Here is a 21,626-nt window from a genome sequence, read left to right on the forward strand (position 1 = left end):
TTTTCTTTGAGATGTTTCTGCATATCTTCAGGGGAAAAATTTATTTTCTGGGCAACCCGCAGGGCATGACTGTCAGTCGAAACTCCTTCCACCATCTTATGGGTTGGTAGACCATTATGGAAATCAACTTGAAGGTACTGTCCTTTTCCTTCCTGCCTGAATTTATCGACAAGTTCATGGCTGTGGGTAACCAGCATGGTATTATTGCCAACAGCATGAAAACCTTTCATGATATCAACTGAAAAGGTCATCTTTTCTGCCGTTGTCGTTCCTTCGGCGATCTCATCAAGGATTGCCAGGCTTTTTGGTGTCACCGAGTAAAAAATATCGCGGGTCACCTTTAACTCCGTACCAAAACGACCCTCTGGGTCCAATAAAGAGTCAAATGAAGGCGCTTGATAGGTAATCCTATCCGCCATGTTTATCATAGCAGCAGAGGCTACAACCGGGGAGCCTATCTGGGCCAAAATTTGATTTTGGACAATACTCTTACAGTAAGTCGTTTTACCTCCACTGTTTGGCCCTGTAATAAATGACATTCTCGCCGAAGTAAGCTTGACGTCATTGCCAACAAAATCAGGGTCATGAGGACACTGAATTGGGTTCTTAAGGTCCCGCGCCACAAAAAAGTGGGACTCTTCGTTGGTTACCTCTGGAATCACTGTCGGGTGAGGCATATCTTCGCTGAACTTGACAAAAGACAACAGCTCGTCAATGGCGGCAACCCCTTCAATTGCCGAAGAAAAATGGTTCGAGCTTAATAAGCGCTTACGCACCGGCAGTATCGCTGTTTCATAATCAATCATCGGTTTTATCATAGCTGCATAGATAAAGCCCAAGGCACTTATCCAACTCGTCAGCAGAAACATCGCTTTGGCAAAACCTGGATGAAACAGTCCGAAGAACCAGGCCACACCAAAATAGATTCCTGGCAGTGCCGGCAACACGGCCCCTAAGCCAAAACGCCTCGGAGCAAAACGCCATGAAGGCGTAAAGAAACCTTTCTCGCTTCGAGAAAAAACACCCGTCAAGGTCCTGAGCACTGGACCCTTAACAAGACTACGGACCGGAGAACCGTTAAAATTTAAAATACTTTTGAAAAGTGAATCCAGATAGACAGTTTCCGGTTGCGGCAACCCTTTTACATCAACCAACATTTTGTTAATTGCCTGCATTGCCCTCTTATAGTCACCATAAGCCAGCATCGGGTGCATATGGGCATTTAGATACTTAAACAGGTCACTTTCACCCTTTGCAAACTCAGCCAGAAAATCAGAAATGCCCTGGCGTAAAAGCAGGTTATTCTTTAACTCGCAGTATGCGTCCTGTTTTGCATGAACCAGCTCAATTGACTCGGAAGGATTTACCAGTGAGTGAAACAATCGTGCCGAACCCACACATGTCATCGTTCGATCAATGGACTTGAAGAGGTCGTGAATCTCAATAACTTTAAGGGTTCGTTTGTCAATTATTGACTCAGGCAACAAATCAAACATTTTACGGCTGTTAAACCGTTCGTCACTTAAGCGTTCATCAACCAGATCGTTTCGATAGTTAAGCTCAATAATCTGCCCATCACTGTCAACTACATCCATAAATTCGCCAAATATTAGTGTATTATTTAGTGGGTTAGTGCCTTATTGCTTGTTTCGTGTAATAAATCCGATAGCCACAAAGTGGTAGCAAAGCATCAAGTCAACTCCTACTAACACAAAACTTGCTTTAATGCACACTCTCAGGTAATTTAATTATCTTGTAATTTATGGTTGTTTGTCAATGGCATTAACGAAAAACTGTTTATCACTTTTTAACTGCCGGCGTTGCTGGCCCCGGGTGTTTTCATGATAACCTTACTTGATTACGGCGCAGGTAATGTCCGAAGTGTTCGTAACGCAATTCGCAAGCTAGGATACACGGTAAAAGATGTATCTACTGCCGACGATATTCGTAACGCTGAAAATCTTGTTTTTCCTGGAGTTGGCAGTTTCGGTAATGCCATCAGCCGTCTTAACAGACTTAATCTCATTGAACCACTGATCGCCTACATTAAGGCAGACAAACCATTTCTAGGAATCTGCCTTGGCCTGCAAACTCTCTTTGATTCGAGTGACGAGTCTCCCGGAGTTACCGGTCTTGGGATTATACCCGGCAATGTCGGCCTTTTTGACCACACAAATCTATCCGTGCCTCAAATTGGCTGGAATGGAATTAATATTCGAAAACCTTCCCCCCTGTTCAACGGCTATGCCCAGGAAAAGTTTTATTTCGTTCACTCCTTCAGGGCAATGGCTACCGATGCCAACCGTGACTGGATTTTAACAACTACCGATTATGGGGAAGAGTTTGTCAGTGGCGTTCAAAAAGGCAAGGTGGCGGCTGTGCAGTTTCACCCCGAAAAAAGTGGTGAGGCAGGACTTAATCTGCTGAAAAATTTTCTGGCAAACCAATCTGCAATTTCAAACACCAGCATTGAACTTTCGCCCCAACCTACGCGCTTTGCCAAACGCATTATTGCCTGTCTGGACGTGCGGACAAACGATCAGGGCGATCTTGTGGTGACCAAGGGCGACCAATACGATGTCAGGCAGGAAGGCGAAGTTCGAAACCTCGGCAAACCTGTTGAATTGGCCAATCGTTACTATCAGGAGGGGGCTGACGAAGTAACCTTTCTGAACATTACCGGCTTCAGAGATTTCCCCTTAAAAGACCAGCCAATGATTGAAGTACTGCTACGAACCTCAGAGCAGGTTTTCGTACCATTAACAATCGGAGGTGGAATTCGTGAGTATAAGGCCTCAGACGGACAGGAGTATAGTTCGCTTGATGTTGCTTCTGAATATTTCCGCTCAGGGGCCGACAAGATTTCCATTGGCAGCGATGCGGTCTACGCGGTTGAAGAGTACCTCGCCAACAACAAGACCAAATCCGGCAAGAGTTCCATTGAACAGATCTCCGTGGTTTACGGAAGGCAGGCTGTGGTCATCTCTGTCGATCCGCGCCGGGTCTACGTCAACTCTCCCGAAGAGACTAAACATCAGACAATAAAGACATCGTTTCCCGGCCCTCAAGGCGAGCAGTATTGCTGGTATCAGTGTACGGTTATGGGCGGACGGGAAGGCCGCGACCTGGATGCCTTGACACTGGCTCAAGTCTGCGAGAAGCTTGGCGCCGGCGAAATACTGCTGAACTGCATTGACAAAGACGGCACAAACTCAGGCTTTGACCTTGAATTGATCAATTTACTGCGCGACAATATTTCAATTCCGGTAATCGCTTCGAGTGGCGCCGGGAAACCAGAACATTTCTCTGAGGTGTTTAAATGCACCAAAGCCGAAGCGGCTTTGGCAGCCGGCATATTTCACCGAAAAGAAGTGCCGATTGACGCTGTCAAAAAACACCTGACAGATCAGGGAATTGAGATACGCTAGATATACAGGTGGTGATCTAAAATATAGGCAGCTACTGCCTTCGGAACTTGCTCGGACCAGTCTTGACTTCTGACTATCGCCTGTCTGATTCGACTTGAAGATATATCGACTACAGGCATATCAAGCAACCGGATTCTTTCAATACCGTTTTCAAAAAAACTGAGCTGGTCGTCAGCAAGACGATACCCAGGGAAAAATTCTCGAACCCTATCGTGGGCTGAAAAAGCAGATGCCAACTTTCTAGTAAATACCACAACACAGGCCTCAGCAAGAATATCTGTATACTGTTTCCAGGTATGAATTTCGGCCAAGGTGTCTTCGCCAACGGCAAAAAACCACTCCCGGTTGCCGTCGAAACCACGCTTGAGCTGCCTGAGAGTATCAATGGTGTACGACGGACCTTCCCGGTACTGCTCCAAGCGACTGAGAAAGACATCTTGAGTGTTGGAAAAGGCCAGCGAGAGCATCGCAAACCGATGTTCGAAATCAGTCAGCGCCGCAGACAGTTTATGGGGTGGATTTGCAGATGGAACGACAATAACGGAATCTAAGGAACACTGCTGTTGAAATTGGCTGACCACTGCGCAATGGCCGTTGTGCACAGGATCAAAAGTACCTCCAAAAACTCCAACCCTCTCACCTATATGGCCACTGTCACCTTCTATGAGTTCAGTGTCTTTCAACTTACTCCCGAATATGACCTTCGCCATAGACAATAAACTTTTTAGTGGTCAACTCTTTTAAGCCCATGGGGCCAAAGGCGTGAAGTTTTGTGGTGCTTATGCCAATCTCAGCCCCCAGACCGTACTGGCCGCCATCACTAAACCTGGTTGAAGCATTGACCATGACCGATGAGGAGTCAACTTCCCGAAGAAAACGCTGGGCGTTCTGATAATTATTGGTAATAATTGATTCTGTATGCAGAGAGCCGTATTGAGCAATGTGATCCATGGCAGCATCAAGGCCAGCCACCACCTTAACCGACAAAATCAAATCAAGATACTCGGCATGCCAGTCCTCTTCAGTGGCAGCCTTACACTCACCAAGCATAGAGCACGTTGCTTCACAGCCTCGCAGCTCAACACCAGCCTCACGCAATCTCTTCGCCATCAGCGGCAGAAAGGCCTCAGCAATATCCTTATGCACCAGGACTGTTTCCAGTGAGTTACAAACACCCGGGCGCTGAACCTTTGCATTGAAGATGATATTATCAGCCATAGCCATATCTGCCGAATCATCAACAAAGACGTGACAAACCCCCTTATAATGCTTCAGAACAGGAATTCGTGAATTTTCCGAAACAAAGCGGATAAGGCTCTCGCCTCCGCGTGGAATAATCAGATCAATCTGCTCATCTAAAGCCAGCATACAGTTTACAGCTTCACGGTCAGTCGTGGGAATGACCTGCACAGCATAAGGGGAAATTCCCTCCGCAGAAAGAATCTCCTGAAAGATGCGGGCAAGAATAAGATTTGAGTGAATAGCCTCCGAACCGCCTCGGAGAATAATTGCATTTCCCGCTTTTAGACAAAGTGCAGCAGCGTCTATCGTTACGTTTGGCCGGGACTCATAAATCATGCCGATTACCCCCAGGGGAATCCGCATTCGACCAACCATAAGACCATTAGGCCGTTTATTCATCTCCGATATTTCGCCAACAGGGTCGGCAAGGGCAGCAACTTCCTTTAAACCAGTAACCATCGAATCAATAACCTTATCCGAGAGGGTAAGACGGTCAAGCATTGCGGCTGAAAGACCTTTTTCTCTACCGGCAACCAGGTCTTTTTCGTTTTCCTGCTGAATACCGCTTTTTTGATTTAAAAGCGCAGCAGCCATATTAGTGAGTACTCTATTCTTTACCTCAGGAGACAATTTCACTACTTCACGCGCCGCTTTCTTGGCCTGAGTTGCAATAGTATAGATTGTTTCTTTTACCGACATAAGACTCTCCAGGTTATTGTTTAGAAGCTAAGGGCAGCTCGCCGTTAGCTGAGGGGCTAAGAGGCTGTCCTAGAACACCACAAGATTGTCACGATGGATAATTTCCTCACTATCAACAAAACCGAGTGTTTTTTCAATTTGAGAACTATGCTGTCCTTGAATTTTCGATATATCTTCAGACGAATAGTTCACCAGACCCGCAGCTAGCGGCTTATCATTTTGATCGATACAATGGACAGGGTCTCCAATGCCGAAAACCCCACGCGTTTCAAGAATGCCTGAAGGCAAAAGACTTTTACCGCCAGACAGTACTGCCCGACAGGCGCCATCATCAAGAACAAGATGTCCCTTGGGCCTCAAGGTATAGGCAATCCAGTGTTTGCGGCTGTGCAGTTTTTCTTTCTGAGGCAGAAAAAATGTTCCGACAGGTTCACCGCTAAATAGCTGCCGCAAAATCTGGGGCTGCTTCCCATACCCGATAAACGAACTACCGCCCCTGGCAGAAACCATTTTAGCAGCTAAAATCTTACTGCGCATTCCACCAGTCCCCAGAGCGCCACAGACGTGCCCGGCCATTGACTCTACTTCATCATTTACCTGTGCCACAGTGCAGACAAGACTGGCAGACGGATCTTTTGAAGGGTTGCCAGTGTATAACCCGTCGACATCAGTCAGACAGATAAAGATATCGGCATCAATAAGATTTGTGGCCATTGCTGCCAGGGTATCGTTATCACCAAAACGAAGCTCTTTAACGGAAACCGTATCATTTTCATTGATAATCGGCAGTAAGCCCCAGTCAAACATGGTAAAAAGGGTATTGCGGATATTCAGATAACGATCTCGATTCGACAGATCATCATGGGTAAGAAGGACTTGGGCAACTTTCTGATTTTTTTTGGCAAAGATATCTTCGTAAACCCGCATCAAACGGCTTTGCCCAAAGGCCGCTGCAGCCTGTTTCTCTCTCATGCTTAAGGCTCTGGCACCAAGGCCAAGACTCTTTCTGCCTGCAGCTACAGCTCCTGAAGAAACCAGAATTACCTCTTTGCCAATCTCCTGCAAAAAGCATAAATCATCCGCCAGGTTTTCCATCACCGAAATATCCAGGCCTTCCTTGCAGGTCAACATGGCGCTGCCAACCTTAACAACAACACGCTTAACAGCGGTCAGCAGGCGGCCCCGCTCTGCCAGGCCTATTTCTCTACTCACTTGAAAGGTCATCGTAACTACTCAAAAATCTCTGCCAGCTTTTCTTTTAACTCGTCTATACCCTCACCCATAAGGGCTGAAATTGATAAAGCAGTAATATTCTTTTCTGCAAAAAATGCCAGATGTTTCGTCAACTGGTCAGATGACTCCAACTCATCCATCTTGTTCAAAATAACTATACGATGACGCGTTGCCAGCTCCTCTTTGTATTGAAACAACTCATTTTCAATCGTCAGAAAGTCACTGCATACGGTTTCAAAGTCAGTTGAGACATCGAGAACATGCAGAAGAACCTTTGTTCTCTCAATATGGCGCAAAAATTTATGCCCAAGGCCTGCACCTTCGTGAGCACCTTTTATCAAACCTGGTATATCAGCAATCACAAGAGGGTCAATATGATCAAACTGCAGCATCCCCAACTGTGGTTCAAGGGTTGTGAATGGGTATGCAGCAATTTTCGGATTTGCTGCTGAGAGTTTTGAGAGCAAGGTGGATTTGCCGGCATTAGGCAAACCAATAAGACCAACATCAGCAAGCAGCTTCAACTCGATATAGAGCCAGCGTTCTTCACCTGGTGTTCCAGCCGTAGCTCGGCGCGGAGCACGATTCTGGGATGAGGCAAAATGCACATTGCCTCGGCCGCCATGACCACCTTGAGCAGCTAAAAACTCCTGCCCATCCTCAATCATATCTACAAGTATTTCTTTGGTGTCGGCGTCTTTGATTACAGAACCAAGGGGGACGGATACGTAAATATCCTTTCCGCCCTTGCCATGCATTTTTTTACCCACACCATGGCCACCATTTTTGGCAATAAAATGTGAACGCTGTTTAAAATCAAGAAGAGAGCGGAGCCGCTTTGAGGCAACCAGATAGACAGAGCCAGCGTCACCGCCGTCTCCACCATCAGGCCCCCCAAGGGGAACGAATTTTTCGCGCCTGAAACTAACACAGCCACGCCCGCCATCTCCCCCTTTGACAAAAAATTTTGTCTCGTCGATGAACGCCATAGCTATGTTGCCATTATAATTTAGAAGGGGAATAAAAAAAGAAAATGAGGGCTGCGTTATTTTGCAACCCTCACAATATACCTGGACACTCACCAAGAACCATCAACAGAAAGAGCGATGTAACCTGCCATCATCTTTCCGAATGAAGGTTCCCAAACAAGGGGCCTATAAACTTAAAATCGATTATGCGGCAGCTTCAACAGGATAAATACTTACTCTTTTCCGGCCCTGACCGAAGTTCTCATAAGTCACAACACCGTCAATCATGGCAAACAATGTATAATCTCTACCACATCCGACATTTGTACCTGGATGAATCTTTGTGCCTAATTGTCGAACCAGGATATTTCCTGCTCTAACAATCTGTCCACCGAATCGTTTAACTCCACGTCGCTGTCCTGCACTATCTCTACCGTTCCTGGAACTACCGCCAGCTTTCTTATGTGCCATTACTCTACCTCGTGCTTTTTATAATCAAAATCTATTTTATTTAATGTACCAGTCAGCGCTAGTTAGGCGCTTATATCCCCTATAATCAGGGCGGTATAATGTTGACGGTGGCCATTTTTCACTTCATAGCCTTTGCGACGTTTTTTCTTATAGACCAGAACCTTTTTGGCGCGATCCTGCTCAACGATTTTGGCACTGACTTTGGCCCCGTCAATAACCGGCTGACCAATCTTAACATCACCACCGTCAACAACCATCAACACATCATTTAAATCAATACTGTCGCCTACATTGCCAGCGAGTTTTTCAACCCGAAGGCGATCTCCAGGTGATACGTAATACTGCTTTCCACCGGTACGAATAATCGCGTACATAAATTCCTCCACAAAATCATTTTTTTTACCCAGAAAGCAACCTCTCGGCACCGGCTGGGAAACATTTCAACATCAAACAAAGAAACAGAGATTAATACCACAATAAATTATTTTGTCAAGTACACGACAGATACATTTTCCAGAGTTAGCTCTCATTGTCCTTAAAAATCAAATACCAGCTACTCATTATTTATTTGTATTACGATCCCGATTTACAGTAGAATTATTGTGTATGTATCAATATAAAAGACAAAACCGCATATTCCCAAGGGATACAATGAAAAAGATCGCCATCCTGCTCACCATTTTGTTCTACGTATCTGCACCTGCCTTTGCTATAGAGTTTGCAGAGATAAGCCCATTAGAAAAAGGTAAGCTGTTTTTCCAGAACAAGGAGTATGAAAAAGCCTACCTCGCCTTACACCAGGCATTTATGTCGGACCCTACGGACTTAAACGTCAGCTTCTTTCTTGGCAGGGCCGCATTTGAGATGGGTGATTATGAAAATGCCCTGATGGCCTTTGACCGCATTTTAATTATGGATCCAAATGCAATACGAATTAAACTCGAAATTGCTCGTTGCCACATGCGTTTAAACGCATTTCAAGTCGCCAAACAATACTTTTACGAAGTACAGGCTTCAAATCCACCCAAGCAGGTAAGAGAAAATATTGAGTTTTTTTTATCAGCAATTGCCGCCACAGAGAAGCGTCACTTCTTTACAGGGATCTTCTCAGCAGGAATCAACTATGACGACAATGTCAGGTCAGCACCTGGGGATTTTTTACTCAATTTTTCCGGAGCAGCTGGCAGTATTTCCCTCAATGTTTCTTCCGAACCAGTCAATGATCAAATTTACACAAATACATTTGCTATAAGTCATATTTATAAATTTGAGGATAAACCTTATTCCTGGAAAACAACATTTACTAATTTCAACAACTTCTATGACGACTATAAAGATCTAGACATCACTTACTACGGAATTAGCACCGGCCCAGCCTTTCAGTCAAGTAATTTCCTCTTTGACTTACATGCATCAATAAACAATCTGACGTTAGGTTTTGATGAGTATGTTCAGCCAAGCAATGTAGGCGCGTCTCTCACCTATGTTCATGGGCCACAATTCATGCTCAGCTCTTCATTTGTTTTAGAGAAGAAAAAATATTCAAAACCCAGTGACAACTCGAAAAATGCTACAAATATCAATTTTAGCTTGAGTCCATCATACACCATTGGAGACAATCGCTTCACATTCACCTTGATGAAGGAAAACGAAAATGCCCACCTTGGTCACTGGAGTTACGACCGGCACAAATGGGCTCTTCGCTACGATCGGATACTACCTAAAAACTTTACCTTATTTGCAAGTTACGAGGACAAAACCACAAAGTATGGTGCTGTAAAATCTGGCGATACAGAGGGCCGCTCAGACGTGATTGATGCCACAGCTATAGGGCTTACTAAACTTGTCTGGCAATCAAAGGACAAGAGTAGAAATATCAACCTCCAAATAAGCCACACATATACAGATGCACACTCTAACATAAATACATATGCTTATAGGAAGAATGTTACAGCAACTCTTTTAAGCTTGGGATTTTAAACTACATATTCAGAAGGCCAATAAAACGGAGGGCCTTAAATAATGAAAGCACAACTATTATTTTTATTTTCTTTAGTACTTTACTTACTTTTTTTTGACTGTGTATCAGCTGAAGAAAAATTTAACGCTGCAACTGTCGTTGCAACTCGAGGGGAAGTTGTGGCTATTGACCAGACTGGCGTTTCGCGCAAACTTTCAGTTAAGTCCCCGATCTTCGAAGAAGATACGATAATCACAGGGAGGCGTGGCAAAATTCAACTCTTGTTTAAAGATTCCAGCATTATCAGTCTGGCCAGCAAAACTGAGATGAAAATTTCTGAATACCGCTGGGATGCTTCTGAAAAGTCTGGAGCTTTGAAAACCACTGTCAAAGAAGGTACTTTTCGTATAATGGGTGGAGCACTGGCCAAATTTTCACCAAAAACATTCACAACCGAAACCCCTTCTGCAACCATAGGAATACGTGGATCAAGCTTTACAGGCACTGTTACAGACAATGCTCTTGCAGTAGTTTTTCAGGCTGGCATTGGCGTTGACATTTTTAACAATGCTGGTTCTGTCGCCATTACACAACCAGGCTATGGCACCCATGTCCCAGGCTTAAACCAGGCACCATTACCACCAGTAAAATTCAGTGCTACAGATATGGCCGTAATTAATGACGCTTTGACCGGGGAAGTTGATGATCAAGACAAGGAAGATCCTCCCGACGATGGGCAAGAAACTGGGGCAAACGGAGAGAAGAACGATTCCCCGGAAGGTGATGACGATCAGACAAAGGATGCAGAACAGGGACCAAACGGTGAAGGACCTCCGGAAGGAGAAGATGTTACAGATGAACCACCATCTGAGGATGGCAAACCAGGAGAAGAAGGGTCTGCCGAAGTTGAAAAACCACAAGAAGGAGAAGCCCCACTTGATGGAGATGAACAACACGACGGAACACAAAATCCAGCCGAAGGAGATCCATCACCTGAAGGTGACCAACCCCCGCAATCAAATGAATTACAACCTACTTTAGATGGAGAGCAACCACCAGAAAACACTTCTTCAGATGGGAATCAACCCCCTCCTGATGGATCAAATCCTCCGCCACCCGAGGGAAACGTGCCGCCGCCTCCAGTTGGATCAACGCCTCCACCACCAGAAGGAAGCTTGCCTCCTCCAGATGGGATGATGCCACCACCAAGTGGAGATATGGCTTTTGTAACTGACGGGGGCATGCTTCCCCCACTTGATGGTGGTGGTGATTTTCTTCTTGGTGGTGACATGACGTTTATGCCGAACACAGACATGACCTTTTTGCCACCTCCACCAGTTCCCATTGATACATTTAACGCCCCTCCGCCACCAACGGATTCTTTTTTTGACTATCAACCAGAACTTTTAACAGGTGATCCATCTGTCAAACCAACAAGTCTGCCGACAGATGGATTGACTGAGTATCTTGGGACTTTTCTCGGAGCAGAAACGGCTTCTGGCGATACCATATCTGGCAATTTATTCATGGAAGTGAATTGGTACTCAAAAAAGGCTCTTGGAATGATGTTTGAGACTGACCCCAACCAACCAGGAGGATCTCCCGTTTTTTTCTTTGGCACCGTTGATCCTGAGACAATGAGCCTTAAAGATATCAATGCTTTTGGTGCTGATGGTGGTGACCCTAGCGACACCACGGATAATGTCTCTGCATTGTTTGGCAATATTGGCAGCGGAAATTTTCTTGGTGCAAACTATGAACTTTTTGACATGACTTTAACAGGTACCGACTATAGCCTTTATGTTCCAGGAAACCCTTCTGAGGGATCCTGGAACCTTGCAGCAACTACCTCTCGAGCTGTTGACCATGATCCGATTGACAAAGAAGTACCCAAAAACACGTCCCTCTGGAAGGGTTATGTGGTTGGCATTTCAGAAAACGTTCAGGATCCTAATCTTGACCGCAGGATGTTCGTCTCTGACAGTAGTGACTATTTAAGTATGACTCTTGATAGGGGTGCCGGTACAATTACGGGCGACATGAAAGCAAAAGATATGATAGTTAACCAAAAAGCTTTGAACGTAAGAGTTGGAGAAGGTGGTTCAGGTTATGTCTTTGATGATCACTTTGCCGCAATAGTCGGCTGCACAGCTGGCGCTGGTTCAGCATGTGTTGACCAAAATACTGACGGAACATTAGATGTCTCATTAAATCAATATGGTAATTATTTATTCACTACAAACCCGGACGACAAAATGGCGAATTATGCCACTTGGGGGTATTGGGAAGCAAGTTATAAAGAAGCTGACAACGATATGTATCACACCCATATCCCTTACTCTATGTGGATCGCCGGAGAAGCTACCCCTGCGGCATATGTAAATGGCTTAACGTTTACTGCATCGTACGTCGGCAAAGCTAAGGGGTCTTATGTTGATACCAATGGCAACGCCTATAGCTTCAAGGATGGTACATCAAATATAAATATAAATTTCAGCACAGACGCTGTTACTGGAACAATATCTTTTCCTGGAGTTATTTCTTTCGGTGGAACTGCACCTAATGTACACCATGCAGTTTTAAATATTGGAGGATCAAGTTCATTTACTGATGCAGACTTTACTGCAAATGTTATCTCAATTGACAGATATACTGATATTTCAAACTTCACCAACCATACTACTTCTGCCAACGTACTTGACGGGACAGTGTATGGCCCAACTGCCGAATCAATCGGAGGCAGCTTTTACGGACGAATCAACCCAGGATCTCTTGAGCACTATAATGGAATCTTTGGGGGAAATCGTTAATATAAACTACAAACAGTCATGATACTTTTAAAAAAAATATCTATTTCGGGTTTACATGCCCTACAATAGATTTACCAACCTTTGGCGGCCGACACCCTTCAGAATCGGCATAACTGTCGTTGTTCTATGCAACCTGCTGTTTTACTCTTTTGGTGGTGTAAAACCGGCGCTGCTTGAGTCCTTAGACAATCAGCTTATTGATGCCATGTTTCGCTGGCGGGGATCACAGGAGACCTCCGGCTCTGTAACCATTGTCGATATTGACGAACAAAGCATGAAGGCTGTGGGACAATGGCCCTGGTCTCGCAATGTTGTTGCGAAGCTTACTGAGCAAATTGCTGCTGCCGGGGCAAAATCAATCGGCTTTGATATTGTTTTTGCCGAGGCCGACCGCACCTCTCCCGTAAACACCCTGCCCATAATTTCAAAACTGCTTCCTGATATTATTAGCCAGGAAACACTTGAAAAGTTTGGCCAAGCACCAGAATTCAATTACGACTTGCTTCTTGGTGAAATAGTTTCAACGACCCCAAGTGTACTCGGTTATGTCTTCCAAACCATGAATGACGGTCTCAAAAACGAGTCCGACAAGCCTTTTCCATCCATCAACGTCACCCTGCAACCCGACAACCTGCAATACCAAGATCTGACACTCATCCCAGCCTACCGAAGCATCCTTAATACCGCCGATATCTCTATGGCACCAACTGAAGGGTTTTTCAACGTCTTCCCTGACCCAGCCGGAACCGTTCGAAAGGTTCCGCTGTTCATGGAACTTGACGGCGTGCCCTACCCCTCACTTGCCCTTGAGATGATCCGCATCGGCCAGAATATCTCCGATGTAACTATCCACGCCTCCCAGCAGGTCAGCGGCGGCCACCACACCCTTTTGGGCATCTCCCTTGATGGGCGCTTTATTCCGACTGACAGCAATGGCCAGGTTACCGTCAACTACCGAGGCCCAATGAAAAGCTTTCCCTATATCTCTGCCGTTGATGTGCTTAATGGAATAAACACCACAGGCCTGAACGGCAGACACGTCCTGATCGGCACTTCGGCAGCAGGTCTGCTTGATTTACGTGCAACCCCCTTCTCTAATGTTTTTGCCGGTGTCGAAGTCCATGCCAATCTTATCGACAATATTCTGGTCGGAGACCCTTTAACCCAAGACATCTTCACAGAGATCGGCATCACTTACACCACTGTAACTATTGGCGGCATTATACTAACCGCGTTACTCGCCTTTTCTTCACCGCTTATCGGTGGTTTGGGCGGTATGTTTTTGATTACAATGTACATCATTTACGGCAACTACCATTTTTTCTTCCTGCAAAACCAACTGGTCGGCATCACGTTTCCACTCGCCAGTATCTTTTCGGTTTTCCTCTTCGTGACCCTGTTTAATTATTTTCTTAAGGATCGGGAAAAGCGCTTTGTGCAAGGTGCTTTTGGCCATTATGTATCGCCAGAAGTAGTATCTGAACTCATCAAATCACCAGAAAAACTCTCCTTAGCTGGCCAGGAAAAAGTTATAACCATTTTCTTTAATGATATTCGTGGATTCACCTCAATATCAGAAAGAATGGATTCTAAACATCTGGGTATTTTCATGAACAAATACCTCACCGCCATGAGTTCGGTGATCATGGATAATAAGGGCACCGTTGATAAGTTTATTGGTGATGCCATTATGGCCTTATGGGGTGCGCCGCTTGACGACGAACAACACGCTGCAAATGCGGTTCGTGCCGCACTTGAAATGATGCAAACCCTGCATGAATTGCAAATAGTCTGGACCGAACAGGGACTGCCGCCCGTTGATATCGGCATTGGCCTTAATACCGGCATGGTCAGCGTTGGTAATTTTGGCAGCGACCAACGATTTGACTACACCGTAATCGGTGACAATGTGAACCTGGCCTCCCGTCTGGAGGGTTTAAACAAAGTCTACGGCACAAACATTCTCATTTCCGGTTCTACCTTCGAGGCGATACAAGGCCGGTTCACCTGCAGATTTGTTGATCTTGTCAGAGTTAAAGGGAAGAATAAGCCGGTGGAAATTTATGAGCCAATCTCTGAGGGAGAGGCCTCCGGCACGTTACAAAATGAGCTAAAACAATTTCAGCAGGCTATAGACCTCTATCGTCAAAAAGCCTTCCAGCAGTCACTTCAACTGATTCAACAGCTACAAATGAGTAATCCAACCCCACTATACAAACTCTACATTTCACGCATCAATTATTTTCGACAAAACCCCCCGCCTTCGGATTGGGATGGTGTCTACACCGCAACATCAAAATAATTTACTACCCATCTTTTTGCTCTTGTTATATAACTTTTATTGTCGCCTCTGACGGCCTGTTAATCGCCCACCCAAATGTTAATCAAACTGCTGCGCACAAACTCGACAAATACTCTTTCAAAGAGTTCGAACCTGTCAAAAATGTAATTGGGGGCCAAACCGGCAATATTGAATATGATTATGAAGGACAGCCGCTGGATCGCCGGACCTTCGTTGCCTAACTTGATGAGTTTCTCAAATCGTGATTCAGGTATTGTCCCAGACTATCTCAAATTTTTCTATCGGGATATCCTTGTCCGGGATAATGACAATTTGTTTACCCACCTCATCTTCAATCTGATGAATCATATCGGCCTCTTCTTTTAACATAAGCGCTGCAACAGGCGGACTTACACAAACACACGCCTTTTCACCTGGCATATCCGGTGCTTTGAGGGATAGTTTCCTGAAAATCTCATAACAGATTGTCCGGCGCGACTTAACAAAGCCATCTCCACGACAACACAGGCATGGCTCACACATCATCCGATGCAGATCCTCCCGGCTTCGTTTTCTGGTCATCTGAACCAGACCAAATTCCGACACCTTTAAGATATTAACCCGGCATTTATCCTTTTTTACCGATTCCGTCAGAATACGAACAACTTCTTCGCGATGGAACTCTTGCTCCATATCGATGAAATCAACAATAATGATACCACCGATATTTTTAAGACGAAGTTGATAGGCTATCTCTTTTGCCGCTTCAATATTCGTTTTAAAAATTGTATCTTCAAGATCGTTTTTGCCGACATATCGGCCGGTATTCACATCAATTACGGTGAGGGCTTCAGTGGCCTCAATAACGATATACCCCCCACAACGAAGCCAAACCTTTTTATTTAAGGCCCGGTTAATCTCCATTTCTATGCCGTACGCATCAAACACCGGTGTTTTCTCAGAAAAATAATGCACCTTTTTGCTCAATCTCGGCGCAAAATTTTCAACAAAGCGCAACACCCTGTTATAGGTGTTTATCTCATCCACCACCACCCTGTCCACGGTTGGAGAAAACACATCTCGCACCACGCGCAGGATTATATCTAAATCTTCATAAACCAGGCTCGGAATGTTGGGCTTGGCTGCTTCTGCCTGGATATCGCTCCACAGGTTGAGCAGAAACTCCATATCAGCTTCAAAATCTTCTCTGGTTGCGCTCTCCGCCACAGTTCGGACAATAAATCCAGTATCGGCAGGTCGAAGCTCTTCAATATCTTCCTTAAACTTCTGACGAAGATCCTCATCCTCAATTTTCCGGGAAACCCCGATGTGGTCAGTCATCGGCATAAAAACCAGATTTCGGCAAGGCAGCGTAATGTTACAGGTCAATCGCGCACCCTTACTGCCAATCGGCTCCTTACTGATCTGAACCAGAATCTCCTGACCCTCGACAAGCAGGTCATCAATGCTCATACCCGGCTCTCTTCGAGATAACGAGTCCGGAGGTTGTTCGTCAAAGTCACCATTGGTGATGGCCGGCAAATTGTCAATCTCCTGGGTTTCCACGTTGACATCATCGACGTACAAAAAGCCGGTCCGACTGAGTCCGATTTCGACAAAGGCCGCCTGCATACCAGGTAGCACTCTGACGACGCGACCGTGATATATGTTACCAACCAGGCCCCTTTCTGATGGGCGTTCCAGGTAAAACTCAACAAGGTCACCGTGTTCAATTAAAGCAATTCGAACTTCATAAGAAGTTGCATTTATAATCAGGTCTGTAGCCATAATAGATGTTTGTTTTATCTTTATTTATTTTAGTATCAAATATTCTATATCATTCGATACGCAAGTTTAACCAGTTTTGAGCCAGCAAGCTGAGCAGTTGTCAATTCAAAAAGATTGCCCGCAACTTCCAACGGCTTCAGAGCGGCTTTACTGATCTCAGATTCCATCGTCATCAACAGACTTCCCTCGCCATCAATTATCAGCTCGGTAAAAGCAGGACGTGCATTAATCCTGCGCTGCTTGCCTTTGCGAACAACCTCTATAAAAAAATCCTCTGCGGCAAGAAACTCGGAAACTCTGTTTTGATCAAGATGGCCTGGAGTAGTAACCCGGTAGACGGTCTCAACCTTATCAGGTATGGTCTTGGCTCCAAGCCAGATCGTGTTGACCACTATGCCCTCAGGCAGTTCCACATTCAAACGCACCTTGCAGGCATCAAGATCTTTAATCGGCTTAAAGGTCTGGACAACAAAATACTCTGCATAGCTCTGTGTTCCGACAGAAAGCGCAGGGGAAAATGAGACCTTTGGAGTAGGGTTGTAGCCTTGAGAAAAGCGAACAGGAATTTCGGCCCTTCGTAAAGCTCGGAAGACCAGCTGTAGAACCTCCAGATGTCCAAGAAGACTCGCCTTGCCAAGACGTTCATAGGAGAACCAGTAATTATAGCTGAGCTGGTCGTTTTCAGCGTCAGCAGAATCGATGGGAGGAGGCACAGCGGCAACATATGAATCACTGTTATAGATAACAGGCTTAACAGTTTTAAAATCACATAGTCCGCATTTCTGGCAACCATGCACCCGGCAGTCGGGCGTATAGCTCTGCTGCCCGGCCTTGGCTAATTCATCCTTAAAGAAATGATCGTCTAAACCTGCACTTAAGTGCTGCCAGGGCAATGGAGCATCGACATCACGAGCCAGAAGATAGGAATCAAAATCAATGGCGAGCTCCGCTGCCGCCTTTTGCCAAAGCGCCAGGTTAAACGTTTCCGACCAACCATCAAGCCGGGCTCCAAGCCGCCATGCCTTTTCGATAACGGCGCTGAGTCTCCTGTCGCCCCGAGCAAAAACACCTTCGAGGTAACTGGTCTTCGGGCTGTTCCACTTTAACTGCGCCCCTTTAGGAAGGTTGCGTTTTATCGAGTCGAGTATCGCAAAACCCTCTGCCATACCAAGTTGTTCACTCCACTGAAACGGGGTATGCGGTTTTGGCACAAACACTCCAACACTCACACTTATGCTTGTGCCATTTTTACCACCAACCGCCTTTGCCTTTCGTACCAGTTCAGGTATGGCATCAATATCTTCCTGGGTTTCAAATGGCAGCCCAACCATGAAGTAGAGTTTTATGTTTTTCCAACCCAGCGAAAACGCAGTCTTAACGGTTTCAAGCAGATCTTCCTCGGTGATGCCCTTGTTGATTATTTTACGCAGCCTGTCGCTGCCGGCCTCTGGGGCGATCGTAAAGCCGGATTTACGAACACGTTTAATCTGCTCCATAATCTCAGGGGTCAAGGTGCCAACCCGCATTGATGGCATCGAAACAGAGACGCGCTGATCAACAAAATTGTTCATCAAGTCAACCAGCAGCGGTGTAAGACACGAGTAATCGCCAGTGCTTAGTGAAAGCAGAGCGAGCTCGTCAAACCCGCCATTTCGAATACCTTGGCGGGCGATCTCCAGAATATCTTCCGGTCGTCGTTCCCGCACCGGACGATATATGATACCGGCCTGACAGAAGCGGCAGCCACGCGTACAGCCCCTAGCAAGTTCAATTCCCAGACGATCGTGGACTATCCGACTGAGGGGCACCAGAGGTTTGGCATAGAAAGAGTCTTTTTCAAAGGCTGGCAACACCGCACGACGAACACGTTCGCACCCCTCCTTCAAGGGGGTAACCCCTGTAAACCGGCCGGAACTGTACTCAGCCACAAAAAACGACGGTACATAAACACCGGTAATTAAGGCAAGTTTGCTCAGAGTTGCCTGACGGCTAAGGCCGTCTTTTTTTGCTGACTGGATAGTTTGAGCAATTGAAATAACCGCCTCTTCGCCATCCCCAAGCAGTATTGCGTCAAAAAAGTCCGCTACCGGTTCCGGATTAAAGGCGCAAGGCCCACCGCCAATCACAAGTGGGTGCGAGTCATCCCGGTCAATGCTGTAAAAAGGAATTGCCGAGAGATCAAGTATGGTGAGAATATTGGTGTAACAGAGCTCGTACGGCAGGGTAATACCCAGCATATCAAACGATTGCACGGGTCGACCCGATTCAAGCGCAAACAGCGGTTCGTTTTTTTGCCGCAACAGTTTTTCAAGATCCTGGTCGGGGGTATAAACTCGCTCGGCAAGAAAATCATCATGACGGTTAATAAGGTGATAGAGTATCTGCAACCCATGGTGACTCATTCCAATCTCATAAAGATCAGGAAAGGCCAGTACTGCCCGAAACGATACTGACTGCCACTCTTTTTTAATCGCATTGTGCTCACTGCCCAGATACCGGCTTGGCCTGGTTAACAGCGGCAGCAATTCTTCAACTGTCATTGAATTAAAACCTTTGTAAAGTTTGAAGGTATAGCAACCTGAAAATTCTCTTTGTTCAGCTTTGCCATTGGATATCGTTTGGAAAAAACAATCGACATAACTCCGTTGCTGCTGGTATCGACTTCAATAGATTCAGGCTCGGGACAGTACCCTTCCGGAGTTGAAGAGTATTGATACGTAAAAACAACAGAATCATTGCCCTGTTTGGGTATGACAGCAACAGAATCAACCAGTTTTTCTTGTGGACGAAACAGAAGGCGTAATCGCGTCTCTCTCTCCGGATAATCAAGCTCAAGCCAGAAGCCGGCACCTTTTTCCTCTCGGCGAACACTATTGATGAGGAAGTTCCTATCAGTTGGTACCAGGCCGCTCAGCAGGAACCAGAAATCATCGGAGAAGGCCGATGTGGCGTACTGTTGAAATTTTTTGGCTGTAACCGGCCCGCTATAACCCTTTTCATCCCTGACCGCCAAAAGTGTAAAACCAACCCCATCGGTGGTAAAGACAATTTCTGTCAGACCAAAAGGATTCAACCCATCAAACCGCAAATAGGCAGGTTGCATAACCTGGAGATAGCCATCAATTTTACCGGCATAAAAAAAGCTCTCAAAAGTTACTGAGATATCAGCATCAATTTGATCCACACAACCACTTTGACGGTCAAGCAAATCCGTAAAAGCCTGTTTTACCACTACCTGTTCAACCTCTGAAACCGGCACTCCCACAGGTAAGGTCGCACAACTGGAAAGGAGAAGGGCAAAAGACAATGAAAGGACTAAATGATGCACGTTTCCCGCAAAATTAGGCATTTAATGGTTCTTGAAAGTAGCGCCCTACGGACGGCATTAAAAGATTCAACCGCTTAAAGAGCAGTGCATCTGGATTAGCGTTCAATAGAATCAATTTTGCCCTGAACCCTTTTTTTCCCCTCTTCCTTTTCGGAAAGCTCAAGGGATTTACGATAATACTCCAGGGCCTTGTCTTTGTCATCAGCAGCAAGATAGACATCGCCAAGATGCTCATGTATTGTAGGATCTTCAGGCTCAACGGACACCGCTTTCTGCAGTTCCAAAACAGCCCTGTCAAGTTCCCCTATTCGAAAATAGACCCAGCCAAGGCTGTCTCGAATAAACCCATCTTCGGGACGAATAGAGACAGCCTGTTTGATAAACTCCAAGGCCCGATCTAAATTCACATTACGATCAGCCCAGGTATACCCAATATAATTGAGGGCATAGGCATCCTCAGGGTTAAGGGCCAGCACCTCTTCCATCTGGCTCATGGCGCCGTCAAGATCGCCGATCCTCTCAAGAAACATCCCATATTTAAAATATACCTCTGTAGATTCAGGAAACTGATCTACTGTCTCAACATAAACCTTTTTCGCTTCTTCAACCTTGCCAGCCTCTTCGTACAGAGCCGCCAGGATGAAATAATAATTCGTCTGAACCGGCTCGGCATCGGTCAATGCCTCATTGACAATGGAGATGGCCGCATCATAGTTTTTTTCTTCTGAGTAAATTTTGACCAACATGAACAACGCTTCGCTATAGCCCTTATCTTTTGGTGACATCTGCAGCAGAAGTTCCTTTGCCGTCTCCTTGTCGCCTTTTTCATAATAGGCTAAGGCCAGCAGAGATCTCGCAACATCATTATCAGAGTTCTGCTCAAGCATTCCGCTAAAAAGTGCTATAGCCTCATCATAGCGCTTGCGCTCCATGAAAACCCGGCCGATTGTAAAATCGACTTTCTGAGGATCAAATGTTGTTTCGCGCAGGCTGTTCAGAAGATCGAGTGCCTTATCCGTTTGTTCACGCTCTAAATAAATCCGCACAAGTCTGCCACCGGCTGCTTCATTTGATTCATCCTCGCTGAGCACTTTTTTATAGAGAGTGATGGCATCCTCATAAAGCTCCTGACTCTCATAAAGCTCCGCCACTTCAAGCGCCAATGGCGTCGACCAGTTAAGGTCAAGGGATCGATGATACGACGCAAAGGATTTTGAGTAAAAATTAAGCTCGTTATACAACCTTGCCAGATAATAATGCCCCGCGAAATTGTCGGGTTCGTAGGTAACCAATTGTTCAAAAACAGTCCGGGCGTTGGTGTAGTCGAGATTGTTCAGATAAATTTGACCAAGTTTGGTGAGCGCTGCCGTGTTTTTCTTGTCATCCCGTAACACTTTTTTATAGAGCGAGACAGCCTT

At 45.7% G+C, this 21,626-nt stretch carries 15 protein-coding genes; 4 read left to right on the top strand and 11 right to left on the bottom strand.

The genetic code is table 11. The features are described from left to right. Positions 1-1,595, bottom strand: a 1,595-nt coding sequence (locus HQK80_08790) for a hypothetical protein (protein MBF0222309.1), incomplete at its 3' end; no start/stop codon positions are given. Positions 1,596-1,841: 246 nt separating this feature from the next. On the opposite strand from HQK80_08790, the gene hisF reads away from it, so the two are divergent. Then, positions 1,842-3,428, top strand: a complete 1,587-nt coding sequence (gene hisF / locus HQK80_08795) for an imidazole glycerol phosphate synthase subunit HisF (protein ID MBF0222310.1) — start codon at positions 1,842-1,844, stop codon at positions 3,426-3,428. On the opposite strand, the gene nadD is transcribed toward hisF, so the two are convergent. The 6 genes from nadD to rplU all read right to left on the bottom strand — a co-directional run bounded on the left by nadD (position 3,425) and on the right by rplU (position 8,415). After that, positions 3,425-4,111 carry a nicotinate (nicotinamide) nucleotide adenylyltransferase gene (gene nadD / locus HQK80_08800; GenBank protein MBF0222311.1) on the bottom strand — a complete coding sequence of 229 codons (687 nt, stop codon included), beginning with the start codon at positions 4,109-4,111 and terminating at the stop codon, positions 3,425-3,427. The two genes, hisF and nadD, sit on opposite strands and share 4 nt — an antisense overlap. 1 nt (position 4,112) lies before the next feature. Beyond that, positions 4,113-5,369 carry a glutamate-5-semialdehyde dehydrogenase gene (locus tag HQK80_08805; protein MBF0222312.1) on the bottom strand — a complete coding sequence of 419 codons (1,257 nt, stop codon included), beginning with the start codon at positions 5,367-5,369 and terminating at the stop codon, positions 4,113-4,115. A gap of 69 nt (positions 5,370-5,438) precedes the next feature. Beyond that, entirely contained in the window at positions 5,439-6,593 is a 1,155-nt protein-coding gene (gene proB, locus HQK80_08810) for a glutamate 5-kinase (GenBank protein ID MBF0222313.1), read from the bottom strand. Between the two features lie 5 nt (positions 6,594-6,598). Continuing rightward, the gene (gene obgE, locus HQK80_08815) at positions 6,599-7,591 is read right to left on the bottom strand and encodes a GTPase ObgE (GenBank protein MBF0222314.1); all 993 of its coding nucleotides are present in this window, start codon (positions 7,589-7,591) and stop codon (positions 6,599-6,601) included. 183 nt (positions 7,592-7,774) lie between these two features. Next, positions 7,775-8,041 carry a 50S ribosomal protein L27 gene (gene rpmA, locus HQK80_08820; protein MBF0222315.1) on the bottom strand — a complete coding sequence of 89 codons (267 nt, stop codon included), beginning with the start codon at positions 8,039-8,041 and terminating at the stop codon, positions 7,775-7,777. 62 nt (positions 8,042-8,103) lie between these two features. After that, entirely contained in the window at positions 8,104-8,415 is a 312-nt protein-coding gene (gene rplU / locus HQK80_08825; GenBank protein ID MBF0222316.1) for a 50S ribosomal protein L21, read from the bottom strand. A gap of 277 nt (positions 8,416-8,692) precedes the next feature. On the opposite strand from rplU, the gene HQK80_08830 reads away from it, so the two are divergent. The 3 genes from HQK80_08830 to HQK80_08840 are packed head-to-tail and all read left to right on the top strand — an operon-like array spanning position 8,693 to position 15,113. Next, positions 8,693-10,021 carry a tetratricopeptide repeat protein gene (locus tag HQK80_08830; GenBank protein ID MBF0222317.1) on the top strand — a complete coding sequence of 443 codons (1,329 nt, stop codon included), beginning with the start codon at positions 8,693-8,695 and terminating at the stop codon, positions 10,019-10,021. A 42-nt stretch (positions 10,022-10,063) separates the two neighbouring features. Further along, positions 10,064-12,811 (top strand): FecR domain-containing protein, encoded by a 2,748-nt coding sequence (locus tag HQK80_08835; GenBank protein ID MBF0222318.1) that lies wholly within the window; start codon positions 10,064-10,066, stop codon positions 12,809-12,811. A gap of 55 nt (positions 12,812-12,866) precedes the next feature. Continuing rightward, positions 12,867-15,113 carry an adenylate/guanylate cyclase domain-containing protein gene (locus tag HQK80_08840; protein MBF0222319.1) on the top strand — a complete coding sequence of 749 codons (2,247 nt, stop codon included), beginning with the start codon at positions 12,867-12,869 and terminating at the stop codon, positions 15,111-15,113. Positions 15,114-15,359: 246 nt separating this feature from the next. On the opposite strand, the gene HQK80_08845 is transcribed toward HQK80_08840, so the two are convergent. From HQK80_08845 to HQK80_08860, 4 genes are all read right to left on the bottom strand, one after another. Next, a complete protein-coding gene (locus HQK80_08845; GenBank protein MBF0222320.1) occupies positions 15,360-16,880 on the bottom strand; it encodes an Rne/Rng family ribonuclease in 1,521 nt (506 codons plus the stop codon). Between the two features lie 44 nt (positions 16,881-16,924). Next, the gene (locus HQK80_08850) at positions 16,925-19,420 is read right to left on the bottom strand and encodes a TIGR03960 family B12-binding radical SAM protein (protein ID MBF0222321.1); all 2,496 of its coding nucleotides are present in this window, start codon (positions 19,418-19,420) and stop codon (positions 16,925-16,927) included. Then, positions 19,417-20,229, bottom strand: coding sequence for a hypothetical protein (locus tag HQK80_08855; protein MBF0222322.1), 813 nt, complete (start codon positions 20,227-20,229; stop codon positions 19,417-19,419). Before HQK80_08855 ends, HQK80_08850 begins: the two co-directional genes overlap by 4 nt. A 74-nt stretch (positions 20,230-20,303) precedes the next feature. Then, the gene (locus HQK80_08860) at positions 20,304-21,602 is read right to left on the bottom strand and encodes a tetratricopeptide repeat protein (protein ID MBF0222323.1); all 1,299 of its coding nucleotides are present in this window, start codon (positions 21,600-21,602) and stop codon (positions 20,304-20,306) included. Between the last annotated feature and the right edge of the window lie 24 nt (positions 21,603-21,626).

It is taken from the genome of Desulfobulbaceae bacterium (genome assembly GCA_015231515.1).
Lineage (GTDB): Bacteria > Desulfobacterota > Desulfobulbia > Desulfobulbales > VMSU01 > JADGBM01.

Excerpts from the sequence above, each read along its gene's own strand:
- rpmA (MBF0222315.1), bottom strand. The coding sequence starts at position 8,041 with ATGGCACATAAGAAAGCTGGCGGTAGTTCCAGGAACGGTAGAGATAGT.
- HQK80_08855 (MBF0222322.1), bottom strand. The coding sequence starts at position 20,229 with ATGCCTAATTTTGCGGGAAACGTGCATCATTTAGTCCTTTCATTGTCT.
- obgE (MBF0222314.1), bottom strand. The coding sequence starts at position 7,591 with ATGGCGTTCATCGACGAGACAAAATTTTTTGTCAAAGGGGGAGATGGC.
- HQK80_08835 (MBF0222318.1), top strand. The coding sequence starts at position 10,064 with ATGAAAGCACAACTATTATTTTTATTTTCTTTAGTACTTTACTTACTT.
- HQK80_08840 (MBF0222319.1), top strand. The coding sequence starts at position 12,867 with ATGCCCTACAATAGATTTACCAACCTTTGGCGGCCGACACCCTTCAGA.
- HQK80_08805 (MBF0222312.1), bottom strand. The coding sequence starts at position 5,369 with ATGTCGGTAAAAGAAACAATCTATACTATTGCAACTCAGGCCAAGAAA.
- HQK80_08830 (MBF0222317.1), top strand. The coding sequence starts at position 8,693 with ATGAAAAAGATCGCCATCCTGCTCACCATTTTGTTCTACGTATCTGCA.
- proB (MBF0222313.1), bottom strand. The coding sequence starts at position 6,593 with ATGACCTTTCAAGTGAGTAGAGAAATAGGCCTGGCAGAGCGGGGCCGC.
- HQK80_08850 (MBF0222321.1), bottom strand. The coding sequence starts at position 19,420 with ATGACAGTTGAAGAATTGCTGCCGCTGTTAACCAGGCCAAGCCGGTAT.
- rplU (MBF0222316.1), bottom strand. The coding sequence starts at position 8,415 with ATGTACGCGATTATTCGTACCGGTGGAAAGCAGTATTACGTATCACCT.
- HQK80_08845 (MBF0222320.1), bottom strand. The coding sequence starts at position 16,880 with ATGGCTACAGACCTGATTATAAATGCAACTTCTTATGAAGTTCGAATT.
- hisF (MBF0222310.1), top strand. The coding sequence starts at position 1,842 with ATGATAACCTTACTTGATTACGGCGCAGGTAATGTCCGAAGTGTTCGT.